The following is a 20495-nucleotide window of genomic DNA, read 5'->3' on the forward strand; positions in this document are numbered from 1 at the left end:
AGGCCTGTTTCAACCGAGGGACCGATGAGTTTTCTGCGCTGCGACCGAACCTCCGCCTGGCAACGCCTCCAGAAGCATTTCGATGAAACTGGCCGCGATTTCGATGCCCGCCACGCCTTCGTCGTCGATCCGCAACGGTTCGACACCCTGAGCCAGGAGGCTCCCCACCTCTTCGCCGACCTGTCGAAGAACCGCATCGACGCCGCCACCGAATCCCTGTTGCTCGGCCTCGCGCGCGAATGCGACCTGGAAGCACGGCGCGACGCGATGTTCGCCGGCGACGCCATCAACACCACCGAGGACCGGGCGGTGCTCCACGTGCGGCTGCGTTCGCCGGTCGCCGAGCTCGAAGTCGCCTCGGTGCGCGACGCCATGCTGGCCTACGCCGAACAGATCCGCGGCGACACGCGTATCACCGACATCGTCAATATCGGCATCGGTGGTTCCGATCTCGGCCCGCAGATGGCGGTGCTGGCGCTGGAAGAATTTCGCGCCATCGGCAAGCGCCTGCATTTCGTCTCGAACGTCGACGGCCACGAACTCGCCGGCGTGCTGGCCGGTCTGCGTCCGGAAAACACGCTGTTTTTGGTGTCGAGCAAGACCTTCACCACCATCGAGACCATGACCAATGCGCAGAGCGCCAAGGCCTGGTTCGAGGCGGCGGGCGGGCGCGACATCGCACGCCACTTCGCGGCGCTCACCACCAATGCCGAAGCGGCGGCCGAATTCGGCATCACCACCACCTTCGGCTTCTGGGACTGGGTCGGCGGCCGTTATTCCATGTGGTCGGCCATCGGCCTGAGCCTGGCGATCGCCATCGGTGCCAAGGGCTTCACCGAATTGTTGGCTGGCGCGCATGCGATGGACGAGCATTTCCGCAGTGCGCCGCTGGCGCTCAACCTGCCGGTGCGCCTGGGCCTGCTCGACATCTGGTATCGCAACTTCCACGGCTTCACCAGCCGTTGCGTGGCGCCCTACCACCAGGGCCTGCGCCGCTTGCCGGCCTACCTGCAGCAGCTCGAAATGGAGAGCAACGGCAAGCGCGTGGACCTCGATGGCGACACGCTGCCTTTCGCCACTTCGCCGGTGGTGTGGGGCGAGCCCGGCACCAACGGTCAGCACGCGTTCTTCCAGATGCTGCATCAGGGCTCGGACGTGGTCCCGCTCGAATTCATCGCGGTGCGCGATGCCGCCCACGAACTCAACGGCCACCATCCCAAGTTGCTGGCCAATGCCCTCGCGCAGGCGGCGGCCTTGCTGCAAGGCAAGAGCGACGACGGCGGCCACCGGCATTTCCCCGGCAATCGCCCCAGCACCTTCTTTGTGCTGGAAAAGCTCGATCCGGCCGCGCTCGGCGCGCTGATCGCGCTCTACGAACACCGCGTGTTCGTGAGTGGCGCGCTCTGGGGCATCAACAGTTTCGACCAATGGGGCGTGGAACTCGGCAAGGTGCTGGCCAAGGACATCGAACCGCGCCTGTCAAGTGGCGACACCACCGGGCTGGACCCGTCGACGGCCGGCCTGCTTTCGCGGCTCGGTCAACGGGGCTGAGGTCTCCACTCGATGAGCGCGCGGGCCGTTGAAGTTCCAACGGCCTAGCGCGCGGCGGTTTCTCAGGAGTCTGGCGACCTCAGGCTGACACTAGGATGGGATTCGTGCAGCTGAAACGATGAGATGTCGCCTACATCCCGCGGGGCCCGAGTCACCTTCATTCGAAATTTTCGCCGCCCCACCGGTGGCAATATCAAGTTTCGAGATTATTTTCTGCACGCTGCGTGCGATCCGACGTTCGATTCCCGCATCTGGTTCACGCCCGGTTCTCGACACGCGCAATCTTCGATCTGGTCAGCTCGCGACTTCGGCCGCGTTCTGGAGAATCTGGCGGATCGCCCCCACGACCTGATCTGCGTCAACGGCAAGGATTGGAAATACCTGCCGGAAGCGCTGGGTTCGACCCGTGTATTGCACTTCGTGCAGCATGCCGGGTACCTGGATGATCCCTTCCTTCGAAAATGCCTGGACAGACCTGCTTTCCGGGTCTGCACCAACGCATTTCTCGCCGACCAGATTCGGCCATTCGCCAATGGCCCGGTGGAGATATTGCCGATCGGCCTTCATGATTCGCTCCACGAGCCGCCGATTCCCAAGATTAAGGGTTCGGTAATGATCCTCGGAATCAAGCAGCCATCGTTCGCGAAGAAATTGGCCGAATCCCTTTGCGAGACGGGTATCGAATCGACCGTCGTTGGGCTCGACTGGATCGACCATGATCGATTGATCGAGCATATGCGGACTGCGGAGATATTCGTCGGCCTGCCTGCTGCCAGCGAGGGCTGTTACTTGCCAGCGCTGGAAGCGATGGCGAGCGCTTGTACGGTGATTTGCGCAGACGCCGGCGGTACACGGGGGCATTGCATCGACGGTGTCACGTGCCTGCAGCCGCCGGCGCTCGATCTGCAGGGCCACGTCGCCGCAGTCAGGCGAGCGATGTCGGATGACGACCTGTGCAGGCGACTTCGCATCAACAGCCTGGCCATGGCGGCCGGCCATTGCCTGGCGCAGGAGGGCCACCTGTTGCGCCGCTTTCTAGCGAGGGCCCTGTCGCCCGGCGCCGGGCGCGGCACGGTCTGAATAGAACTGATGTTTGGTCCGCTGGGTCGGCAGCAGGCGGTCGCCGCCCATCTTTTCCAGGATGGTGTTCGATAGTTTCTGCAAGTCATGCACGACCGATTCGACCGACGGTAAATCGTCATTCAGGCCGCCGATATATTCGAGTTCGAGTTGATGAAGGCTCAAACCCTCGGCATCGCGGCATTTGTCGAAAGACAGGATGTAGGCGTTGCCACTGGGAACCGAAATAGGAATCTTCGTCTGGCGCTTTTCGAAGCTGTTGAGCCGATTGAGCCGGTGGCGCGCCAGAAACGTGTCCAGGGTTTCCGTTGCGCCATCCCGCGCGGTCGTGAATGACGCCACCGTGTTGCGCACCAGAACCCCGTCGAAGCTTCGCGCCTGCCGTTTGATCTTGAGCGACAACCGGCCGGAGGGCACCTCCACCACGGTATGTTCACCTTCGGTCTCGGACCAACAGGTGTGATAACGGCGCACCCGGTTTATATAGTGTGGAAATGGAAGCAGCAGGTGGCAGGGTTGCGCGGCTGCCAGCACGGCGTCGATGAACGGTTGGTCGATTGCTCCCGGCACTTCGAATTTGCGCTCGATTTCCGGATAGCCCTCGGTGTCGTGCACCAGTTGATATTTGAGAAGTTCCTGGAATACCAATTCGAGGCCGCGCCAGATCGGCTGGGAAGACTGGGCCGGTAGGCCGGTGACGAGGGCGGCGGACTCGATGTCCTGGGGCGTATTCCCCTTGATTTCGAGGCGCGGGCCCATGTCGCCCAGAAATTGCAGTCGACCTTGCGGACGAACGCTGAAAAGCGCTCTTTCCAGATCGAGCGTCAGGCGACGCGACTCGTCGATTTCGTCGCCGTAAGCGTAATGCAGTCGCTTTGCCACCCGAATCGAATGCGCCAGATAAGGCTGGGCTCCGACCAGGCACTGCAGCTTTCCGCATGCATTGGGTTGCAGCCGAGCCTTCCCGATGACCATCAGCGGCAGATCGGGCAACTTCTGCTGAAGGGTTCCATTCAACCCGCCCTGCAGCAGATTTGAAAGGGTTTCATGATTGACCGAGGGAAGATTCGCGTAGAGCCGCAGCCTCAGAACCGCTTCATGGTTCCATTCCTCGGGGCCGTCGGGGCGCAGGAATACCGTGATGGTGTGGGAATATGGCCGCGGAATCCGGGGCAGGTTATTCAGCAGGGTTTGGATACGGGGAATATCCTTGACAAACAGATCCTGCCGTCGCTCGATCCGTGGCCGAATATCGGAGAGTTTCTCTTGATCGAGAGAAAGCAAGGGATTTGCTCTCGGTATGTTGTCGGCATGGGCGAATGACTCTTCCATCATGTAGCGGCTACGTGCCTGTCGAGGGGCCTGCTGCCCGGAGCGAAAAGCGTACAGGCTCAATGAAGTATGTGATCACTCCTGTCATGAGGCGCTTGGCCGAAAAGAACTAGCGAACGTTCCAGATCCCGGCGCAAAAAAACCCCGACCGGTCGGAAGACCGTCGGGGTTTTTCAAGAAGGCGTGGCCTCCGCAGCGCCGTGTTCCAAGTAGAGCCATGCCAGGGTTTCCCTTGGCGTAGGCGAAGCCACCCACCTAGGGGGGTGGCGAATTACACGAAGCGAAGCGCGGTGAGAAGCCGGCGGGCCATTACATGCCCATGTCGCCCATACCACCCATGCCGCCCATGCCGCCACCAGGCATGCCGCCGGCACCGGCTTCGTCCTTCGGTGCTTCGGCGACCATGGCTTCGGTCGTCAGCAGCAGCGAAGCCACGGAAGCTGCGTTCTGCAGCGCGGTGCGGGTCACCTTGGTCGGATCCAGGATACCCATTTCGATCATGTCGCCGTAGGTGTCGTTGGCAGCGTTGAAGCCGTAGTTGCCAGCGCCTTGCAGCACGGCATTGACCACCACGCTCGGCTCGCCGCCGGCGTTGTAGACGATCTCGCGCAGAGGTGCTTCGATGGCCTTCAGGATCAGCTTGATGCCGGCGTCCTGGTCGGCGTTGTCGCCCTTGATTTCGCCAGCAGCTTGCTTGGCGCGCAGCAGTGCCACGCCGCCGCCAGCCACGATGCCTTCTTCCACGGCAGCGCGGGTAGCGTGCAGGGCGTCTTCGACACGTGCCTTCTTTTCCTTCATTTCGACTTCGGTGGCAGCGCCGACCTTGATCACGGCAACACCGCCAGCCAACTTGGCCACGCGCTCTTGCAGCTTTTCACGGTCGTAGTCGCTGGTCGCTTCTTCGATCTGGATGCGGATTTGCTTGACGCGGGCTTCGATGTCGCCGGCAACACCAGCACCGTCGATGATGGTGGTGTTTTCCTTGCCCACTTCGATGCGCTGGGCCGAGCCCAGGTCTGCCAGGGTGACCTTTTCCAGGGTCAGGCCGACTTCTTCGGCGATCACCTTGCCGCCCGTCAGGATGGCGATGTCTTCCAGCATGGCCTTGCGACGGTCGCCGAAGCCAGGAGCCTTGACGGCCACGACCTTCAGGATGCCGCGGATGGTGTTGACCACCAGGGTCGCCAGGGCCTCGCCTTCGACTTCCTCAGCGATGATCAGCAGCGGACGGCCAGCCTTGGCCACCTGCTCCAGCACGGGCAGCAGGTCGCGGATGTTGCTGATCTTCTTGTCGAACAGCAGGACGAAGGGGTTGTCCAGCAGTGCGGCTTGCTTTTCGGGGTTATTGATGAAGTAGGGCGACAGGTAGCCGCGGTCGAACTGCATGCCTTCGACGACGTCGAGCTCGTTGTCGAGCGACTTGCCGTCTTCGACGGTGATGACGCCTTCCTTGCCGACCTTGTCCATCGCGTCAGCGATGATCTTGCCGATGGATTCGTCGGAGTTGGCGGAAATGGCGCCGACCTGGGCGATTTCCTTGGAGGTGGTGGTGGCCTTGGAGGCTGCCTTCAGCTGGGCGACCAGGGCGGTGACCGCCTTGTCGATGCCGCGCTTGAGGTCCATCGGGTTCAGGCCGGCGGCAACGTACTTGCTGCCTTCGCGCACGATGGCTTGTGCCAGCACGGTCGCGGTGGTGGTGCCGTCACCGGCGTTGTCGGAGGTCTTGGAGGCCACTTCCTTCACGAGCTGGGCGCCCATGTTCTGCAGCTTGTCCTTGAGTTCGATTTCCTTGGCCACGGACACACCGTCCTTGGTCACGGTGGGGGCGCCGAACGAGCGCTCCAGCACCACGTTGCGACCCTTGGGGCCCAGGGTGACCTTGACGGCGTTGGCGAGGATGTTCACGCCTTCGACCATGCGTGCGCGGGCGTCGCCGCCGAAGACTACGTCTTTTGCTGCCATGATTAATTACTCCGGAATTCTGTGGATAAGAGGGATGAGAAGGAGCGAGGGCCGATCAGCCTTCGACGACCGCGAACAGGTCTTCTTCCTTCATGACCAGCAGCTCGTCGCCGTTGACCTTGACGGTCTGGCCCGAGTACTTGCCGAACAGCACGCGGTCGCCGACCTTGACGCCGGGAGCCGACAGTTCGCCCTTGTCGTTCTTCTTGCCCGGGCCGACGGCCAGGACTTCGCCCTGGTCGGGCTTCTCTGCCGCGTTGTCGGGAATGACGATGCCCGAGGCGGTCTTGGTTTCTTGTTCGAGGCGCTTGACGATCACGCGATCGTGCAGAGGGCGAAGGTTCTTCATGGCATCTCCTTGGAGGAAGCTGAAACAAAACAGGATTGTTGGGAGACCTGCGGCAACGCTCCGAAAGAAGCGCCTCGCACGGCCAGCAAGGGGTGCCGACAGCCAGATCTGGCGTTGTTGGCACTCGTCCCCGGCGAGTGCTAATCATAGCGACGTTTCGGCGGGGTTCAAGGCCGGGCGGGTTTGTCCGATCGGTCCGGGTGAGCGGTTTCAGCCCCGATGTCGCAAGCGCCCGGCGAGCACCGCCAGCGCAGCGCGGGCGTCGGGCACCAGGCTCACCGAGCGCGAGATCATGAGGTTGATCGGCTGCCCCAGACCTTCGACCAGGCTGCCGTCGGCGGTTTCCCGCACGGTTCCATCTTCATCGGTGCGGCATGAGCGTTCGCGCTGCACCCGCTCGGCGTAGCTGCCGGCGGGCACGTGGTAGCCGACGACCGGCTTGCCCAGCGCGACGGCGAACCCCACTTCGAAGACGGTGCCGGGGTCGGGCTCCAGGCCACGGAAAGGCCGCAGGTTGGCCACGACGCCGTCGCAGGCGCGGATGCGGTCGATGTTGCCTTGGTAGATGCGATGCGCGAAGGCATCGGGCGTCTCGCCGCTGCGGGTGTCGATCTGGCCGTCGAAAGGCGCCACGCCTTCCAGTCCGAGGAGGCTGCATTCGGCGATGAGGCTGCGGAAGATGTCGGCCTGATGGAGCTCGAACACATCGGGGCCCGCAAGGTAGATGCGGGGTGCGGCGGAGTTGGCGGCAGTCGTCATGCGGCATTTTCGCCGGCCGCGGATGCGACCGGGACGCGTGAAAAACCGTTGGCCTTGCGGCTACCGGCTTTTTATGATCGGCCGCATGAGCGCACTGGCCGACGATCTCCCGGAAGTCTTCGAACGTTTCGGCCGCATCACGCTGCGGCGCATGTTCGGCGGGCATGGCGTGTTTCACGACGGCCTGATGTTCGGCGTGGTCATCGACGGTCGGCTCTACCTGAAGGCCGATGCGCAGTCGCTGCCGCGATTCGAGGCGCGCGAGCTTGGCGCGTTCGAATATCAGCGCGCGGGAAAGACGGTGACGCTTTCCTATCGCGAGGCGCCACCGGAAGTCTTCGAAGACCGCTCCGAGGCGGTCGACTGGGCGCGGCTGGCCTGGGAGGCCGCGGTGCGCGGAGCCTCCCATCCGAAGGCCAAGGCCAAAGTCGCCAAGACCGCCAAGACCGCCAAGACCGCCAAAGCAGCTAAGTCAGCTAAGGCAGCTGCGCCACGGAAGCGCACCCGGCAGCCGCCAGGTTCCGCGCGCGGATGAAGTCGACCAGTTCGCGCATCGGCATGGGCTTGCCGAACAGCCAGCCCTGCGCGTACTGAACGCCGGCGTCCTGCAATATCTCGCGCTGCGCCTCGGTCTCCACGCCCTCGGCGATCATCTGCAGGCCGAGCGAGCGGGCGATCTCGATGATGTGGAACGCGACCTGCGCGCTCGATGACCGGCTGCCCAGCGCGTCGACGAAGATCTTGTCGATCTTCAGATAGTCGAGGTCGTAGGTCGCCAGGTAGGACAGGCTGGAATTGCCGGTGCCGAAGTCGTCGATGGCCACCTTGAAGCCGCTGGAGCGCACCGAGATCAGCACGTCCTTGGCCTTGTCCGGCGTCATCAGTCCGCGCTCGGTGGCCTCGATCATGATGTTGCGCGAGGCGGCGCCAGCGTCCTTCAGGAGCGTCTGCAGGTGCTTCTCGGTTTCGGGCGAATGCAGGTCCTCGGCCGAGAAGTTGATCGCGATGTGGGTGTCGGGGTTCTCGCGGATCAGGTCGGCGGCGTCGCGCGCCACCATTTCCATGACCTGCATCGTCACCTGACGGATCAGCCCGCTTTCTTCGGCGGCCGGAATGAAGACCAGCGGGCTCACCATGCCGCCGCCGCGCTGATTCCAGCGGATCAGCGCCTCGGCACCGACGCAGCGCCCGGTGGCGAGTTCGATCACCGGCTGGTAGACCATGAAGAACTCGCGGCGCTGCAGCGCGTGGCGCAGTTCGGACTTGAATGACAGCCGGTGGCGCAGCCAGAGAAACATGCCGAGCGTAAGCAGCACACCCACGAACAGGCCGAGCGGCACCGCCCGCCAGGTGAAGTGCAGGATGCGCCGGCTGACGTCGGCCCCGTCCATGGCGGCGATGGCCGCGCTGTTGCCGGTGGACGAGGGCTGCATCGCGACGATGGTGTCGCCGTCGTGGAAGACCGTCGGTTTGCCGTCGTAGCGGGCGATCCAGGACGGCCGCAATTCGCCGCGCGAACGCACTACCTCGCGGTAGCGGGCGCCGATCTGGCCCAGCGTGATCGAGGAGCCTGGCTTGAGAATGTCGATGACCAGTTCCGGCGACGCGATCGCCGCCCAGCCGTACTTCTCGGCGATGTTGAACTTGCTGTTGGGGATCTGCGGAAACACGACGGTGTTCCACCAGGCCGCGCCGTCGGGGTCGACGCGGGTCGGGGGCCCGAGTTCGATCGATTCGCCAAAGCCCAGGGTGGAGCACTTGAGCACGTTGTTCTCGATGAAGCCGATGGCCTGCAGGTAGCCCGCGCGCGCGGCCAGCGTGCGCATGCGCGCCATGTTGGTGGCCGAGCAGGGGATGTCGCCCGGATCGGTCTTGAGCGCGTCGAACGCCGAATGCGACTGTTCGCGGCCGGCGCGCACCCGCCGCAGCAGGTCGGCGTTGAGGTTCTGCAGCTGCTCAATGGCCTGCGCCTCGCCCCAGCGGTGCGCGAGGTGCAGGCCGATCAGCGGCGGCAGGATCAGCAGGAGCACGCCGGCGATCCAGCCGGCGAGGATCAGACGCTTCTTGCGCATCGGTCAAACGAAGGGTCGCCGCCGGGTTCGAAGCCGCGACTCAGGCCAGCATCAGGGCGCCATCGTGGCGGCCATGCTCGCCGCGGAATACCGCCATGGCCTTGACCAATTGCTCGGCCTGGGCGCGCAGTCCGGAGGCAGCGGCCGCGCTTTCCTCGACGAGTGCCGCATTCTGCTGCGTCACTTGGTCCATCAGCACCACCGATTCGCCCACCTGCCGCACGCCTTCGCTCTGCTCGCGGCTGGCCGAGCTGATCTCACTCATCAGGCTGCTCACCCGGTGGATCGCACCGACTACTTCCTGCATGGTGCTGCCGGCGGTGTCTACCAGCCGGGTGCCGCGCGAGACCTGCTCGCCGCTTTCGGTGATGAGGGCCTTGATCTCCTTGGCAGCGGCGGCACTACGGCCGGCCAGGTTGCGTACCTCGGAGGCGACCACCGCGAAACCACGACCCTGTTCGCCGGCCCGGGCCGCCTCGACGGCCGCGTTGAGCGCGAGGATGTTGGTCTGGAACGCGATCGCGTCGATCACGTTGATGATCTCGCCGATTTTGCCGGAGCTGGCCTGGATACCTTTCATGGTCTCCACCACCTGGTCGACCACGCTGCCGCCGCGCTGGGCGATCGACGACGCTTCCGAGGCCAGCTGGTTGGCGCTCTGCGCATGCATCGCGTTGTTCTGCACGGTGGAGCCGAGCTGCTCCATCGAGGCGGCGGTCTGCTGCAGAGCGGACGCCTGTTGTTCGGTGCGGCGGCTCAGGTCGTGATTGCCCTCGGCGATCTCGGTGCTGGCCGAGGCCACCGCCACCGCGTTGCTGCGCACGCTGCCGACGATGCCCACCAGCTTGTCCTGCATGTTGCGCAGGGCGATCAGCAGTTGGCCGGTCTCGTCGCCGCTGCCGACGACGATTTCGTTGTCGAGGTTGCCCTCGGCGATCTGGTCGGCGACGGCCACCGCCTGGTGCAAGGCGCGGGCGATGCTCATGGTGATCAGCCAGGCCATGGTCAGGGCGATGGCGCCCGCGACCAGGCAAAAGCCCAGGATCGCCAGCCGCTGACGCTCGAACTGCGCGGTGGCGTCGGTGATGAGCTGGTGGGCCCGGCCCTCGGTGAACTGGGCGAATTCCTGGCTCGCCTGCACCAGCTGCTGCAGCAAGGGATTGCACTGCTCCATGATCTGGGCGATGGCCTCTTCGCGCTTGCCCTCACGTGCGAGCTGCACGATGTTCAAAGCGATCGGCGCGTATTGCTGTTCCACCTGGCGAATGCGGGTGTAGAGGCCATTGGCGGTGTCGTTCTGTTCGTCGGCGGCTTTGAGCATTTCACCCAGGCGGGCCAGGTTGCGGTCGACATCCGTATGCGCCTGCACCACCTTCTCGTATTCGGCCGTCCGGTCCTGCTCTTTCACCGCCAATGCGAGGTTGCGTGCCGCGATCGCGCGGCGGTCGACGGCGGTGCGGACCTGCTCCGCCATGAGCGCGCGAGCGTTCAGCCCGTTGACGTAATTGCTGAATTGCCGGTTGGCATTGGAGAGGGCCAGCAGGCTGACAGCCGCGACGATCAACAGCAGGGCGGTCAGGGCGCCGAAGTTCAGGGCAAGCTTGGCTTTGACGGACAGGTTCTTCAACATGGTGGATCCTTGCGGGGCCGCGGATTCGGGTCGGGTCGGTTGGGTGTAGACAGGAATGGACTCGCGACCATTTCGGCGTCCATTGAATGAGAAGTCACGAATTGCGTCAATGGCAATCAGGCTGGATTCGGCTCCTGGCGCGGGTTCACCCCGCTTATCCGGGTTTAGACCGATGCCGCCGACGCAAAATCGCATCGATGAAGACTCTGCTTTTGCTCGTCGCCACCGCGCTGGCCGAAATCGTCGGCTGCTACCTGCCCTGGCTGTGGCTGAAGCAGGGCCGCAGCGTGTTGCTACTGGTGCCTGCGGCGCTCAGCCTGGCGCTCTTCGCCTGGCTCTTGACGTTGCACGAAAGCGCCGCCGGTCGGGTGTATGCCGCGTACGGCGGCGTCTACATCGGGGTGGCGCTGGCCTGGCTGTGGGCGGTGGACCAGATACGGCCGACCTGGTGGGACCTGGGCGGCGCCGCGGTCGCGCTGTGCGGCATGGCGATCATCATGTTCCAGCCGGCCCGCTGAAACGGCGTTGACTCAGTCGCGCCAGAGCTCGACCAGCAGGCTCTGGTAGACGCCTTCGATCGCGGCGCTGTATTCGGGGTCGTACTGCCAGTTCTGCGGCGTGCCCTCGGGCAAGGCGACCGACAGGGCGGTGAGTTGCGTGGCGAGCGCTTCCTTCTGGTCGACGGTGAGCAGCGGCAGCAGGACGTCGAGCACGTTCTCCAGCGCCTCGGCGCGGCCGATGTGGGTTCCGAGCAGGTTCGACGGGGCGGAAGACATATGGGCGGACTCGCTCGGGGGAAAAGACATCCCCGATATTCTGGCCGCATGCAAGAACCCATCCGCCCCATTCGCATCGATTTCGTCTCCGACGTGGCCTGCCCGTGGTGTGCCATCGGTCTGGCCGGCCTGGAGCGTGCCCTCGGCGAGCTCGGCCCCGAGGTGCCCGTAGAGATCCGCTTCCAGCCCTTCGAACTCAACCCGCAGATGCCGGCCGAGGGCGAGGACGTCACCGAGCACCTGACCCGCAAATACGGCTCCACGCCGGCGCAGCAGGAGGCCTCGCGCGCGGCGATCCGCGAGCGGGGCGCCTCGCTCGGCTTCACCTTCAACCCGGCCGGGCGCAGTCGTATCTGGAACACCTTCGACGCGCATCGGCTGCTGTACTGGGCCGGGCTCGAAGGCCGGCAGCGGGAGCTGAAAAACGCGCTGCTGCGGGCCTACCACGGCGAGTCGCACAACCCGGGTGATCCGGCGGTGCTGCTGGCCAGCGCGGTCGAGGCAGGGCTGGATGCCGACCGCGCCCGGGCGGTGATCGAGAGCGACGACTACACCGACGAAGTGCGCGAGCGCGAACGCTTCTATCAGCAGAGCGGCATCACGGCCGTGCCCTCGGTGATCCTCGACGAGAAGTACCTGATCCAGGGCGGCCAGCCCCCGGAGACCTTTCTGCAGGCCTTGCGCCGGTTGGCGCAGCAACGCGCGGAAAACAGCTAGCCGAAAGCTCCGGCGCCCAGGCGCGCCTGGAGAAAGTCGAGAAAGCAGCCGATGCGCGAGGCCAGCTGCGTATTGCGGTAGTACACCGCATTGATCGGCTGGCGCGACTCCAGCGTGTCGCGCGCCAGCACCTGCACCAGCCGGCCCTGGCGGCGGTCTTCGGCGCTCATGAAGTCCGACAGGCAGGCGATGCCGTCGCCGCCCAGGGCGAGCTGCCGCAGGGTTTCGCCGCTCGAGGCCGCGATGTGCGGCACGGCGGTCCAGCCGTCGCCCTGGCCGCAGCGCAGCGGCCAGCGGTTGAGCGACTCCGGCTGGGTGAAGCCCAGCAGGGTGTGGCCGGCCAGGTCGTCCACCTGGCGCGGCTTGCCGCGACGGGCGAGGTAGTCGGGGCTCGCCAGCAGGCGGACCTGGCTGGTGCCGAGGGTGCGTGCGTGCAGAGTGGAGTCGCGCAGGGCGCCGATGCGGATCGCCACGTCGGTGCGGCGCTCCAGCAGGTCGATGTTGAGGTCGTCGGTGTCGAGTTCCAGCTGGATCTGCGGATACGCCGCCAGGAAGTCGCCGACCAGCGGCACCACCGCGTGCAGCATGAAGGGCGAGGCGGCGTTCACCCGCAGGCGCCCGGCCGGTCGGGCCCGGCGGGCGGCCATCTGCTCCTCGGCATCGTCGAGGGAGGCCAGGATGGCGCGGGTGCGGCCGAGAAAGACCTCGCCTTCCTCGGTGAGCTGCAGCCGGCGGGTGGTGCGGCTGAGCAGGGTGGTGTCGAGCTTCCTTTCCAGCCGCGTCAGTGCCCGGCTGATGCCCGACACCGTCTGCCCCAGCTGGTCGGCGGCGGCGGTGATGGAGCCGGCGTCGACCACGGCGGCGAAGGCCTGGAGTTCTTCCAAGGTGGTTTTCATCGGCTCCATTATTGATTCGCGGGCAAATATCTTCTGTGGAGATGCCGGTTTTTCTGCAAGAAAGAAGCGAACACACTCCGGGCCTCGACCCGCTTGCTGCAGGAGTTTTCCCATGCCCATTGCCCTGTTCGCGCTGACGCTCAGCGCATTCGCCATCGGCACGACCGAGTTCGTGATCGTCGGCCTGCTGCCGACGGTGGCGGCCGACCTCGGTGTCGATCTGCCCTCGGCCGGGCTGCTGGTCAGCCTCTACGCGCTCGGCGTGGCCATCGGCGCACCGGTGCTGACCGCGCTGACCGGCCGACTGCCGCGCAAGACCTTGCTGCTCGGCCTGATGGCGCTGTTCACGGTCGGCAACCTGCTGGCCTGGCAGGCGCCCGGATACGAGTCGCTGGTGGCGGCGCGCATCCTTACCGGTCTGGCGCACGGTGTGTTCTTCTCGATCGGCTCGACCATCGCCACCGGCCTGGTGCCGCGCGACAAGGCGGCGAGCGCCATCGCGCTGATGTTCACCGGCCTGACCGTCGCGCTGGTGACCGGCGTGCCGCTGGGCACCTTCATCGGCCAGCATTTCGGCTGGCGCGAAACCTTTCTCGCCGTGGCGGCGCTGGGCGTGGTCGCCTTCGTCGGCAGCGCGGTGTTCGTGCCGCGTGGCATTCGCCATGCGCCGCCGGCCTCGCTCGTGCAGCAGGCCCGGGTGCTCGCCGAGCCGCGCCTGCTGCTGGTCTATGCCAAGACGGCGATCGGCTACGGCGGCTCCTTCATTCCGTTCACCTTCCTCGCGCCGATCCTCACCGAGGTGTCCGGCTTCAGCGCTGGCGCGGTGGGCTGGGTGATGCTGGTCTACGGGGTCTCGGTGGCGGCGGGCAACCTGTGGGGCGGGCGACTCGCCGACCGGCTGGGACCGATCCCGGCGCTGCGCATCATCTTCGCGCTGCTGGCGGCGGTGCTGCTGCTGCTGCAATTCACCGCGCCACATCCGTGGCTGGCGCTGGCGACGGTGCTGCTCTGGGGCGCGGTCGCCTTCGGCAACGTGCCGGGGCTGCAGGTCTATGTGGTCAAACAGGCCGAGCGCTTCACGCCCCGCGCGGTGGACGTGGCCTCGGGCCTGAACATCGCCGCCTTCAACCTGGGTATCGCCGGCGCCGCCTGGGTGGGCGGCCTGATCGTCACCCACCTCGGACTGATGCACACCCCGTGGATCGGCGCGCTGGTGGTGCTGGTGTCGCTGGGGCTGACCCACTGGAGCGGCGCACTCGACCGGCGAGACGATTCGCGCACCCGCATGGCCGCCGTCGTGTGAATCATTTCGCAGGCTTGGGCCGGTGATTGAAAAGCGCCGGTAAAGGCCCGGCGCGTTCGCGGTGCGTTCTGGTTTGTACGGTAAAAGTGCGGATTGGCCCGCCCGGGCCAGCCCTCAAAATGCGGGTTCGGAAATTGCAACAAAATGCATGCAGTTTCTGAAACCTTCGCCGCGCCCACCGCTCCAAACCGCTCATGATTTCCAATCGCCCGCTGCGTACGGCAGCGCAACGACTGCCGGCGCTCGGCGCGCTGGCAGCGCTCAGCCTTTTCCTGGTGGCCTGTTCGGACAAGAAGGCGGCCGCGCCGCCAGCCGGGCCGGCCGAGGTGGGTGTCGTCACCCTGAAGCCACAGACCACGGTGTTCACCACCGAATTGCCCGGGCGCACCAGCGCCTTCCTGGCGGCCGACATCCGGCCGCAGGTCGGCGGCATCGTGCAGCAGCGCCTGTTCACCGAGGGCGCCACGGTGCGCGCCGGCCAGCCGCTCTACCAGATCGATCCGTCCACGTACAAGGCGGCGCTGTCCAGCGCCGAAGCCGCCCTGGCGCGCAGCAAGGCGACCTCGATCGCCGCCGACGCCACCGCCGGTCGCAATGCCGAACTGGTGCGCATCGATGCGGTGAGCAAGCAGGTCAACGACCAGAGCCAGGCCGCGCTGGCGCAGTCCAAGGCCGACGTCGCCACCGCGCAGGCTTCGGTGGACACCGCCCGCATCAACCTCGCCTTCACCCGGCTCACCTCGCCGATCTCCGGGCGCATCGGTACGTCCACCGTCACGCCCGGCGCCCTGGTCACGGCCAACCAGGCGACGGCGCTCGCTACGGTGCAGCAGATCGATCCGCTCTACGTCGACGTTACCCAGTCCAGCGCCGAGGTGCTGCGGCTCAAGCGTGACTTCGCCGCCGGCCGCCTGACCCGCAGCGGCGCGGACGCCGCCCGCATCAAGCTGCTGCTGGAAGACGGCAGCCCCTACGGTCACGATGGCCGGCTGCAGTTCGCCGGCATCAGCGTGAACCAGACGACCGGCGCGGTCACGCTGCGCGCCACCGTACCCAATCCCGAAGGCCTGCTGCTGCCGGGCATGTACGTGCGCGCCGTGGTGGAGGAGGGCTCGGACAAGGACGCGCTGCTCGCGCCGCAGCAGGGCGTGCTGCGCGACGCGGTCGGCCGGGCCTCGGCGCTGGTCGTCGACCAGAACAACAAGGTGCAGCGCAAGACGGTGAACGTGGGCCGTGCCATCGGCAACCGCTGGCTGGTGCGCGACGGCCTGGCCGCCGGCGACCGGCTGGTGGTGGAGGGCTCGATGCGGGTGAAGCCGGGCGACACGGTGAAAGCCGTCGAAATGGACTTGGCCGCGCTCACCGCGGCGGCGGGCAAGGCGGCTGCGACCGGCGCCACCGACGACGCCGCGGCAGCGGCGCCGGCCGGCGCCGCCGTGCGCTGAACGCCAGGGCGAAACGCACATGGCACGCTTTTTCATCGACCGGCCCATCTTCGCGTGGGTACTCGCCATCGTCATCATGCTGGCGGGCGCCATCTCCATCCGCACGCTGCCGCTGGAGCAGTACCCCAACATCGCGCCGCCGTCGATCTCGATCACCGCCAACTACACCGGCGCGTCGGCCAAGACGGTGGAAGACTCGGTCACCCAGGTGATCGAGCAGCAGCTCAAAGGGCTGGACAACCTCATCTACATGGGCGCGACGAGTTCCTCGTCGGGCCAGTCGCGCACCACGCTCACCTTCAACGCCGGCACCAACCCCGACGTGGCGCAGATGCAGGTGCAGAACAAGCTGCAGCAGGCCATGCCGCGCCTGCCGACCTCGGTGCAGAGCCAGGGCGTCACGGTGACCAAGGCCGGCAACGATTTCCTGATGATCGTGTCGCTCTACTCCGAGAACCCGGCGCTCACCCGCACCGACATCGGCGACTACATCAACAGCAACCTGGTCGATCCGGTCAGCCGGCTCGACGGCGTGGCCGAGGTGCAGGTGCTCGGCTCGGGCTACGCCATGCGCATCTGGCTCGACGCGGCCAAGCTCGAGAAATACGGGTTGATTCCCTCCGACGTCACCGCCGCGCTCAACGCGCAGAACGCCCAGGTGTCGGCCGGCCAGCTCGGCGGCCTGCCGGCGCTCTCGCAGCAGCAGCTCAGCGCCACGGTCACCGCACGCAGCAAGCTGCAGACGCCCGAGCAGTTCGAGAACGTGCTGCTGCGCACCGCGACCGATGGCTCGCTGGTGCTGGTGAAGGACGTGGCGCGGGTGGAACTCGGCGCCGAAAGCCTCACGGTGCAGTCGCGGCTCAACGGCCGCGCGGCCGCCGGCATGGGCATCGTGCTGGCCAACGGCGCCAACGCGCTGAAGGTGTCCGAGGCGGTGGTGGCCAAGGTCAAGGAGCTCGAGCCCTTCTTCCCGAACCAGATGAAGTCGCTGGTCGGCTACGACACCACGCCCTTCGTGCAGGCCTCGATACACGAGGTGGTCAAGGCGCTGATCGAGGCGATGCTGCTGGTGGTGCTGATCATGTATCTGTTCCTGCAGAACTTCCGCGCCACGCTGATCCCCACGATCGCGGTGCCGGTGGTGCTGCTGGGCACCTTCGGCGTGCTGTCGGCGCTGGGTTATTCCATCAACACACTCACCATGTTCGGCATGGTGCTGGCCATCGGCCTGCTGGTGGACGACGCGATCGTGGTGGTGGAAAACGTCGAGCGGGTGATGAGCGAGGAGCACCTGTCACCCAAGGAGGCCACGCGCAAGTCCATGGACGAGATCACGCCGGCGCTGATCGGCATCGCGCTGGTGCTGTCGGCGGTGTTCATTCCCATGGCCTTCTTCGGCGGCTCGACCGGCATCATCTACCGGCAGTTCTCGGTAACCATCGTGGCGGCCATGGCACTGTCGGTGCTGGTGGCGTTGACGCTCACGCCGGCGCTCTGCGCCACCATGCTCAAGCACCACGAGCACGACGCCGAAGGGCACAAGAAGATCCGGCGCGGCCCGCTGGGCTGGGTCGACCGCTTCTTCGCGATGTTCAACCGCGGCTTCGACAAGACGGCCGCTGTCACCGAAGGCGGCGTGCGCCAGGTGGTGCGGCGCGGCAAGCGCAGCATGGTGGTCTACCTGGCCATCGCCGGCGTCATGGCCTTCATGTTCTGGCGGCTGCCCACGTCGTTCCTGCCGGTGGAAGACCAGGGCACGCTGCAGGCCGACATCCGCCTGCCCGCCGGTGCCACCGACGCCCGCACCCAGCAGGTGATGCGGCAGTTCGAGGAGATCATCCGCAAGCAGCCGGAGGTGGTGAACATCAACACCAGCACCGGCCAGAACGGCGACCAGGCTTCGGGCCGGGCCTTCATCAAGCTCAAGCCCTGGGAAGAGCGGCCGGGCCCCGAGCACAGCGCAGCGGCTATCGTGAAGCGCGCCAATGCCGAGCTGGCCAAGATCCGCGACGCGCGGGTGTTGCTGCTGCTGCCGCCGGCGGTGCGCGGGCTCGGCGCTTCGTCGGGTTTCAACTTCTTCATCCAGGACACCGCCGCGCTCGGCCACGACGCGCTGGTCAAGGCCACCGACAAGTTCCTGGAGGAGTCCCGCAAGGACCCCGAGCTCACCGGCGTGCGCAACAACAACCTGAGCGACACCGCGCAGTTCGCGATCGACATCGACGACCGCCGCGCCGGCGCGCTCGGGCTGGCCACCGCCGACATCAACACCACGCTGTCGGCCGCGCTCGGCGGCACTTACGTCAACGACTTCCTGGACCGCGGCCGGGTGAAGCGGGTCTACATCCAGGGCGACGCGCCATTTCGCATGCTGCCCGACGACGTGAAGAAGTGGACCGTGCGCAACGCCACCGGGCAGATGGTGCCGTTCTCGTCCTTCTCCAGCCAGCGCTGGACCTTCGGCTCACCGCAGCTGCAGCGCTTCAACGGTGTGCCGGCCTACGAGATCCTGGGCAGCGCGATCGAGGGCGTGAGTTCGGGCACCGCGATGCAGAAGGTGTCGGACATCATGACCAAGATGCCGCAAGGCATCGGCTATGCGCTCACCGGCGCCTCCTTCGAGGAACGCCGTTCCGGCGCACAGGCGCCGCTGCTCTATGCGGTGTCGATCCTGTTCGTGTTCCTTTGTCTGGCGGCGCTGTACGAGAGCTGGTCGGTGCCGTTCTCGGTGATTCTGGTGGTGCCGCTCGGCATCATCGGCGCGCTCGCCTTCACGGGGCTGCGCGGCATGTCCAACGACGTGTATTTCCAGGTGGGGCTGCTCACCACGGTGGGCTTGTCGTGCAAGAACGCGATCCTGATCGTGGAGTTCGCGGTGCAGTTGCAGGATCAGGGGCGCTCGCTGGTCGACGCCATCTACGAGGCAGTGCGGCTGCGGCTGCGGCCCATCCTGATGACCTCGCTGGCCTTCGGCTTCGGCGTGCTGCCGCTGGTGATCGGCACCGGCGCCGGCGCGGCCGGCCGGCAGGCCATCGGCACGGCGGTGTTCGGCGGCATGGTGTCGGCCACGGTGCTCGGCATTTTCTTCGTGCCGGTGTTCTTCGTGCTGATACGCGGCCTGTTCAAGTCGGGCCAGGGCAAGAAGGACGAAGAAGGCTCCCGCCGTGACGGGCACGGCGATGCGCCGGCTCCGGAGGTGACGGCATGAAGACCGTGCGCCTCACCGCCCTGACGCTGGCGCTGGCCCTCGGCGGCTGCGTCAATCTCGCCCCCGATTACCAGCGCCCCGGCCCCGCGATTCCCGAAGGCTGGAAGGCCGGCTCGCAGCCGGTCGTGGACGCCGTGGCCACGCCGGCCCCGGCGCTCGCCTGGCGCGAATTCTTCATCGACGACCGGCTGCGGCAAGTCATCAAGACCGCGCTCGACAACAACCGCGACCTGCGCGTGGCGGCCCTCAACATCGAGCGGGCACGGGCGCAGTATGCGATTCAGCGGGCGGCTCTGCTGCCCACCGTCAACGCCACCGGCAGTGCCAGCCGCACCCGGACCGCCGAAGACCTGACCGCCACCGGCCGCTCGACCACGCTCAACCAGTACGGCGCCAGCGTGGGCGTGGCGAGCTACGAGCTCGACCTCTTCGGCCGCATCGGCAACCTCAACGAAGCCGCCATCCAGGCCTATCTGTCGCTCGACGAAACCCGGCGCAGCGTGCAGATCAGCCTGCTGTCGGACGTGGCGACCACCTGGCTCACCCTGGCGGCCGACCAGCGCCGCCTGCGGCTGGCGCAGGAAACCCTGCGCAGCCAGCAGGCGTCCTACGACCTGACCGTGAAAGCGCGCGACATCGGCAACGAGTCGGGCCTGACACTGGCGCAGGCACGCACCACGGTCGATAGCGCGCGGTCGGACGTCGCCGCCTACAGCCGCGCCATCGCGCAGGACCGCAACCTGCTGGCCCTGCTGGTCGGCTCCAGCGTGCCGGACGCGTTGCTGCCGGTGGTCGACGAGGGCCTGATGACCGTCACCCCGCTGGTGAACGTGCCCGAAGGCCTGCCCTCGACGCTGCTGCAGAACCGGCCCGACGTCCTGGCGGCCGAGCACACGCTGCAGGCGGCCAATGCCAACATCGGCGCGGCGCGTGCGGCGTTCTTCCCACGCATCACACTCACCGGTTCGGCGGGCAGTGGGAGTCGGGATCTGTCAAACCTGTTCGAGTCGGGCAATGGTGCGTGGAGCTTCGCGCCGCAGATCGTGATTCCGATCTTCAGCGGCGGGGCGCTGCAGGCGAGCCTGGACGTGGCGCGGGTCACCCGTGACATCAACGTTGCGCAGTACGACAAGACGATTCAGACGGCGTTCCGTGAGGTGGCCGATGCACTGGATGCACGCGCCACGCTGCAGGAGCAGCTCGACGCCCAGCGCTCCCTGCGCAACGCGTCGGAGCAGGCTTATCGCCTGTCGCAGGCGCGCTATCGCACCGGCGTCGATAGCTATCTCGACACGCTGGTGACACAACGCTCGCTGTATGCGGCGGGTCAGACGCTGATCACGCTGGAGCTGGCCGAGCAGTCGAACCGGCTGGCGCTGTACCGCACGATGGGCGGCGGCTGGCAGTAAGGCCTG

Annotated in this window: 17 protein-coding genes; 9 read left to right on the plus strand and 8 right to left on the minus strand. The window is 66.2% G+C overall.

The window, feature by feature from the left end; genetic code table 11:
* Positions 1-24 precede the first annotated feature (24 nt).
* Complete coding sequence (gene pgi / locus R9X41_RS02470) at positions 25-1551, plus strand: glucose-6-phosphate isomerase (RefSeq protein ID WP_318633322.1); 1527 nt, start codon at positions 25-27, stop codon at positions 1549-1551.
* A gap of 123 nt (positions 1552-1674) precedes the next feature.
* On the plus strand, positions 1675-2631 hold the full coding sequence (locus R9X41_RS02475; protein ID WP_318633323.1) for a glycosyltransferase: 957 nt from the start codon (positions 1675-1677) through the stop codon (positions 2629-2631).
* On the opposite strand, the gene R9X41_RS02480 is transcribed toward R9X41_RS02475, so the two are convergent.
* From R9X41_RS02480 to R9X41_RS02495, 4 genes are all read right to left on the minus strand, one after another.
* Positions 2587-3915: a hypothetical protein gene (locus R9X41_RS02480; RefSeq protein WP_318633324.1), complete on the minus strand. Its 1329-nt coding sequence runs from the start codon at positions 3913-3915 to the stop codon at positions 2587-2589. The genes R9X41_RS02475 and R9X41_RS02480 overlap by 45 nt on opposite strands.
* Before the next feature lie 357 nt (positions 3916-4272).
* Positions 4273-5925, minus strand: coding sequence for a chaperonin GroEL (groL, locus tag R9X41_RS02485; protein WP_318633325.1), 1653 nt, complete (start codon positions 5923-5925; stop codon positions 4273-4275).
* A gap of 55 nt (positions 5926-5980) precedes the next feature.
* A complete protein-coding gene (locus R9X41_RS02490) occupies positions 5981-6274 on the minus strand; it encodes a co-chaperone GroES (protein ID WP_318633326.1) in 294 nt (97 codons plus the stop codon).
* Positions 6275-6484: 210 nt separating this feature from the next.
* A complete protein-coding gene (locus tag R9X41_RS02495; protein ID WP_318633327.1) occupies positions 6485-7033 on the minus strand; it encodes a nucleoside 2-deoxyribosyltransferase in 549 nt (182 codons plus the stop codon).
* Between R9X41_RS02495 and R9X41_RS02500 the strand changes: the two genes are divergently transcribed.
* A complete protein-coding gene (locus tag R9X41_RS02500; RefSeq protein ID WP_318633328.1) occupies positions 7032-7568 on the plus strand; it encodes a TfoX/Sxy family protein in 537 nt (178 codons plus the stop codon). The two genes, R9X41_RS02495 and R9X41_RS02500, sit on opposite strands and share 2 nt — an antisense overlap.
* On the opposite strand, the gene R9X41_RS02505 is transcribed toward R9X41_RS02500, so the two are convergent.
* Both R9X41_RS02505 and R9X41_RS02510 read right to left on the minus strand, forming a co-directional pair.
* Positions 7510-9105 carry an EAL domain-containing protein gene (locus tag R9X41_RS02505; RefSeq protein ID WP_318633329.1) on the minus strand — a complete coding sequence of 532 codons (1596 nt, stop codon included), beginning with the start codon at positions 9103-9105 and terminating at the stop codon, positions 7510-7512. The genes R9X41_RS02500 and R9X41_RS02505 overlap by 59 nt on opposite strands.
* Before the next feature lie 40 nt (positions 9106-9145).
* Positions 9146-10735, minus strand: a complete 1590-nt coding sequence (locus R9X41_RS02510; protein ID WP_318633330.1) for a methyl-accepting chemotaxis protein — start codon at positions 10733-10735, stop codon at positions 9146-9148.
* A 197-nt stretch (positions 10736-10932) separates the two neighbouring features.
* Between R9X41_RS02510 and R9X41_RS02515 the strand changes: the two genes are divergently transcribed.
* Entirely contained in the window at positions 10933-11253 is a 321-nt protein-coding gene (locus tag R9X41_RS02515; protein WP_318633331.1) for a YnfA family protein, read from the plus strand.
* A gap of 12 nt (positions 11254-11265) precedes the next feature.
* On the opposite strand, the gene R9X41_RS02520 is transcribed toward R9X41_RS02515, so the two are convergent.
* On the minus strand, positions 11266-11541 hold the full coding sequence (locus R9X41_RS02520; protein ID WP_318633332.1) for a hypothetical protein: 276 nt from the start codon (positions 11539-11541) through the stop codon (positions 11266-11268).
* 18 nt (positions 11542-11559) lie between these two features.
* Here R9X41_RS02520 and R9X41_RS02525 point away from each other — a divergent pair, with 18 nt between their 5' ends.
* Positions 11560-12228, plus strand: coding sequence for a DsbA family oxidoreductase (locus R9X41_RS02525; RefSeq protein WP_318633333.1), 669 nt, complete (start codon positions 11560-11562; stop codon positions 12226-12228).
* On the opposite strand, the gene R9X41_RS02530 is transcribed toward R9X41_RS02525, so the two are convergent.
* Positions 12225-13124: a LysR substrate-binding domain-containing protein gene (locus tag R9X41_RS02530; RefSeq protein WP_318633334.1), complete on the minus strand. Its 900-nt coding sequence runs from the start codon at positions 13122-13124 to the stop codon at positions 12225-12227. The genes R9X41_RS02525 and R9X41_RS02530 overlap by 4 nt on opposite strands.
* A gap of 112 nt (positions 13125-13236) precedes the next feature.
* Between R9X41_RS02530 and R9X41_RS02535 the strand changes: the two genes are divergently transcribed.
* The 4 genes from R9X41_RS02535 to R9X41_RS02550 all read left to right on the plus strand — a co-directional run bounded on the left by R9X41_RS02535 (position 13237) and on the right by R9X41_RS02550 (position 20489).
* Positions 13237-14427 (plus strand): MFS transporter, encoded by a 1191-nt coding sequence (locus R9X41_RS02535; RefSeq protein ID WP_318633335.1) that lies wholly within the window; start codon positions 13237-13239, stop codon positions 14425-14427.
* 194 nt (positions 14428-14621) lie between these two features.
* Positions 14622-15872 (plus strand): efflux RND transporter periplasmic adaptor subunit, encoded by a 1251-nt coding sequence (locus R9X41_RS02540; RefSeq protein WP_318633336.1) that lies wholly within the window; start codon positions 14622-14624, stop codon positions 15870-15872.
* Between the two features lie 19 nt (positions 15873-15891).
* A complete protein-coding gene (locus tag R9X41_RS02545) occupies positions 15892-19080 on the plus strand; it encodes an efflux RND transporter permease subunit (RefSeq protein ID WP_318633337.1) in 3189 nt (1062 codons plus the stop codon).
* Positions 19077-20489 carry an efflux transporter outer membrane subunit gene (locus R9X41_RS02550; protein ID WP_318633338.1) on the plus strand — a complete coding sequence of 471 codons (1413 nt, stop codon included), beginning with the start codon at positions 19077-19079 and terminating at the stop codon, positions 20487-20489. Before R9X41_RS02545 ends, R9X41_RS02550 begins: the two co-directional genes overlap by 4 nt.
* The last annotated feature ends 6 nt before the right edge of the window (positions 20490-20495 follow it).

The sequence above is a fragment of the Xylophilus sp. GOD-11R genome, from assembly GCF_033546935.1.
GTDB lineage: Bacteria > Pseudomonadota > Gammaproteobacteria > Burkholderiales > Burkholderiaceae_C > Xylophilus.

Excerpts from the sequence above, each read along its gene's own strand:
- R9X41_RS02520 (WP_318633332.1), bottom strand. The coding sequence starts at position 11,541 with ATGTCTTTTCCCCCGAGCGAGTCCGCCCATATGTCTTCCGCCCCGTCG.
- R9X41_RS02505 (WP_318633329.1), bottom strand. The coding sequence starts at position 9,105 with ATGCGCAAGAAGCGTCTGATCCTCGCCGGCTGGATCGCCGGCGTGCTC.
- R9X41_RS02530 (WP_318633334.1), bottom strand. The coding sequence starts at position 13,124 with ATGAAAACCACCTTGGAAGAACTCCAGGCCTTCGCCGCCGTGGTCGAC.
- R9X41_RS02500 (WP_318633328.1), top strand. The coding sequence starts at position 7,032 with ATGCGGCATTTTCGCCGGCCGCGGATGCGACCGGGACGCGTGAAAAAC.
- R9X41_RS02495 (WP_318633327.1), bottom strand. The coding sequence starts at position 7,033 with ATGACGACTGCCGCCAACTCCGCCGCACCCCGCATCTACCTTGCGGGC.
- R9X41_RS02490 (WP_318633326.1), bottom strand. The coding sequence starts at position 6,274 with ATGAAGAACCTTCGCCCTCTGCACGATCGCGTGATCGTCAAGCGCCTC.
- R9X41_RS02510 (WP_318633330.1), bottom strand. The coding sequence starts at position 10,735 with ATGTTGAAGAACCTGTCCGTCAAAGCCAAGCTTGCCCTGAACTTCGGC.
- R9X41_RS02535 (WP_318633335.1), top strand. The coding sequence starts at position 13,237 with ATGCCCATTGCCCTGTTCGCGCTGACGCTCAGCGCATTCGCCATCGGC.
- R9X41_RS02550 (WP_318633338.1), top strand. The coding sequence starts at position 19,077 with ATGAAGACCGTGCGCCTCACCGCCCTGACGCTGGCGCTGGCCCTCGGC.
- R9X41_RS02545 (WP_318633337.1), top strand. The coding sequence starts at position 15,892 with ATGGCACGCTTTTTCATCGACCGGCCCATCTTCGCGTGGGTACTCGCC.
- R9X41_RS02475 (WP_318633323.1), top strand. The coding sequence starts at position 1,675 with ATGTCGCCTACATCCCGCGGGGCCCGAGTCACCTTCATTCGAAATTTT.
- R9X41_RS02515 (WP_318633331.1), top strand. The coding sequence starts at position 10,933 with ATGAAGACTCTGCTTTTGCTCGTCGCCACCGCGCTGGCCGAAATCGTC.
- groL (WP_318633325.1), bottom strand. The coding sequence starts at position 5,925 with ATGGCAGCAAAAGACGTAGTCTTCGGCGGCGACGCCCGCGCACGCATG.
- pgi (WP_318633322.1), top strand. The coding sequence starts at position 25 with ATGAGTTTTCTGCGCTGCGACCGAACCTCCGCCTGGCAACGCCTCCAG.
- R9X41_RS02525 (WP_318633333.1), top strand. The coding sequence starts at position 11,560 with ATGCAAGAACCCATCCGCCCCATTCGCATCGATTTCGTCTCCGACGTG.
- R9X41_RS02540 (WP_318633336.1), top strand. The coding sequence starts at position 14,622 with ATGATTTCCAATCGCCCGCTGCGTACGGCAGCGCAACGACTGCCGGCG.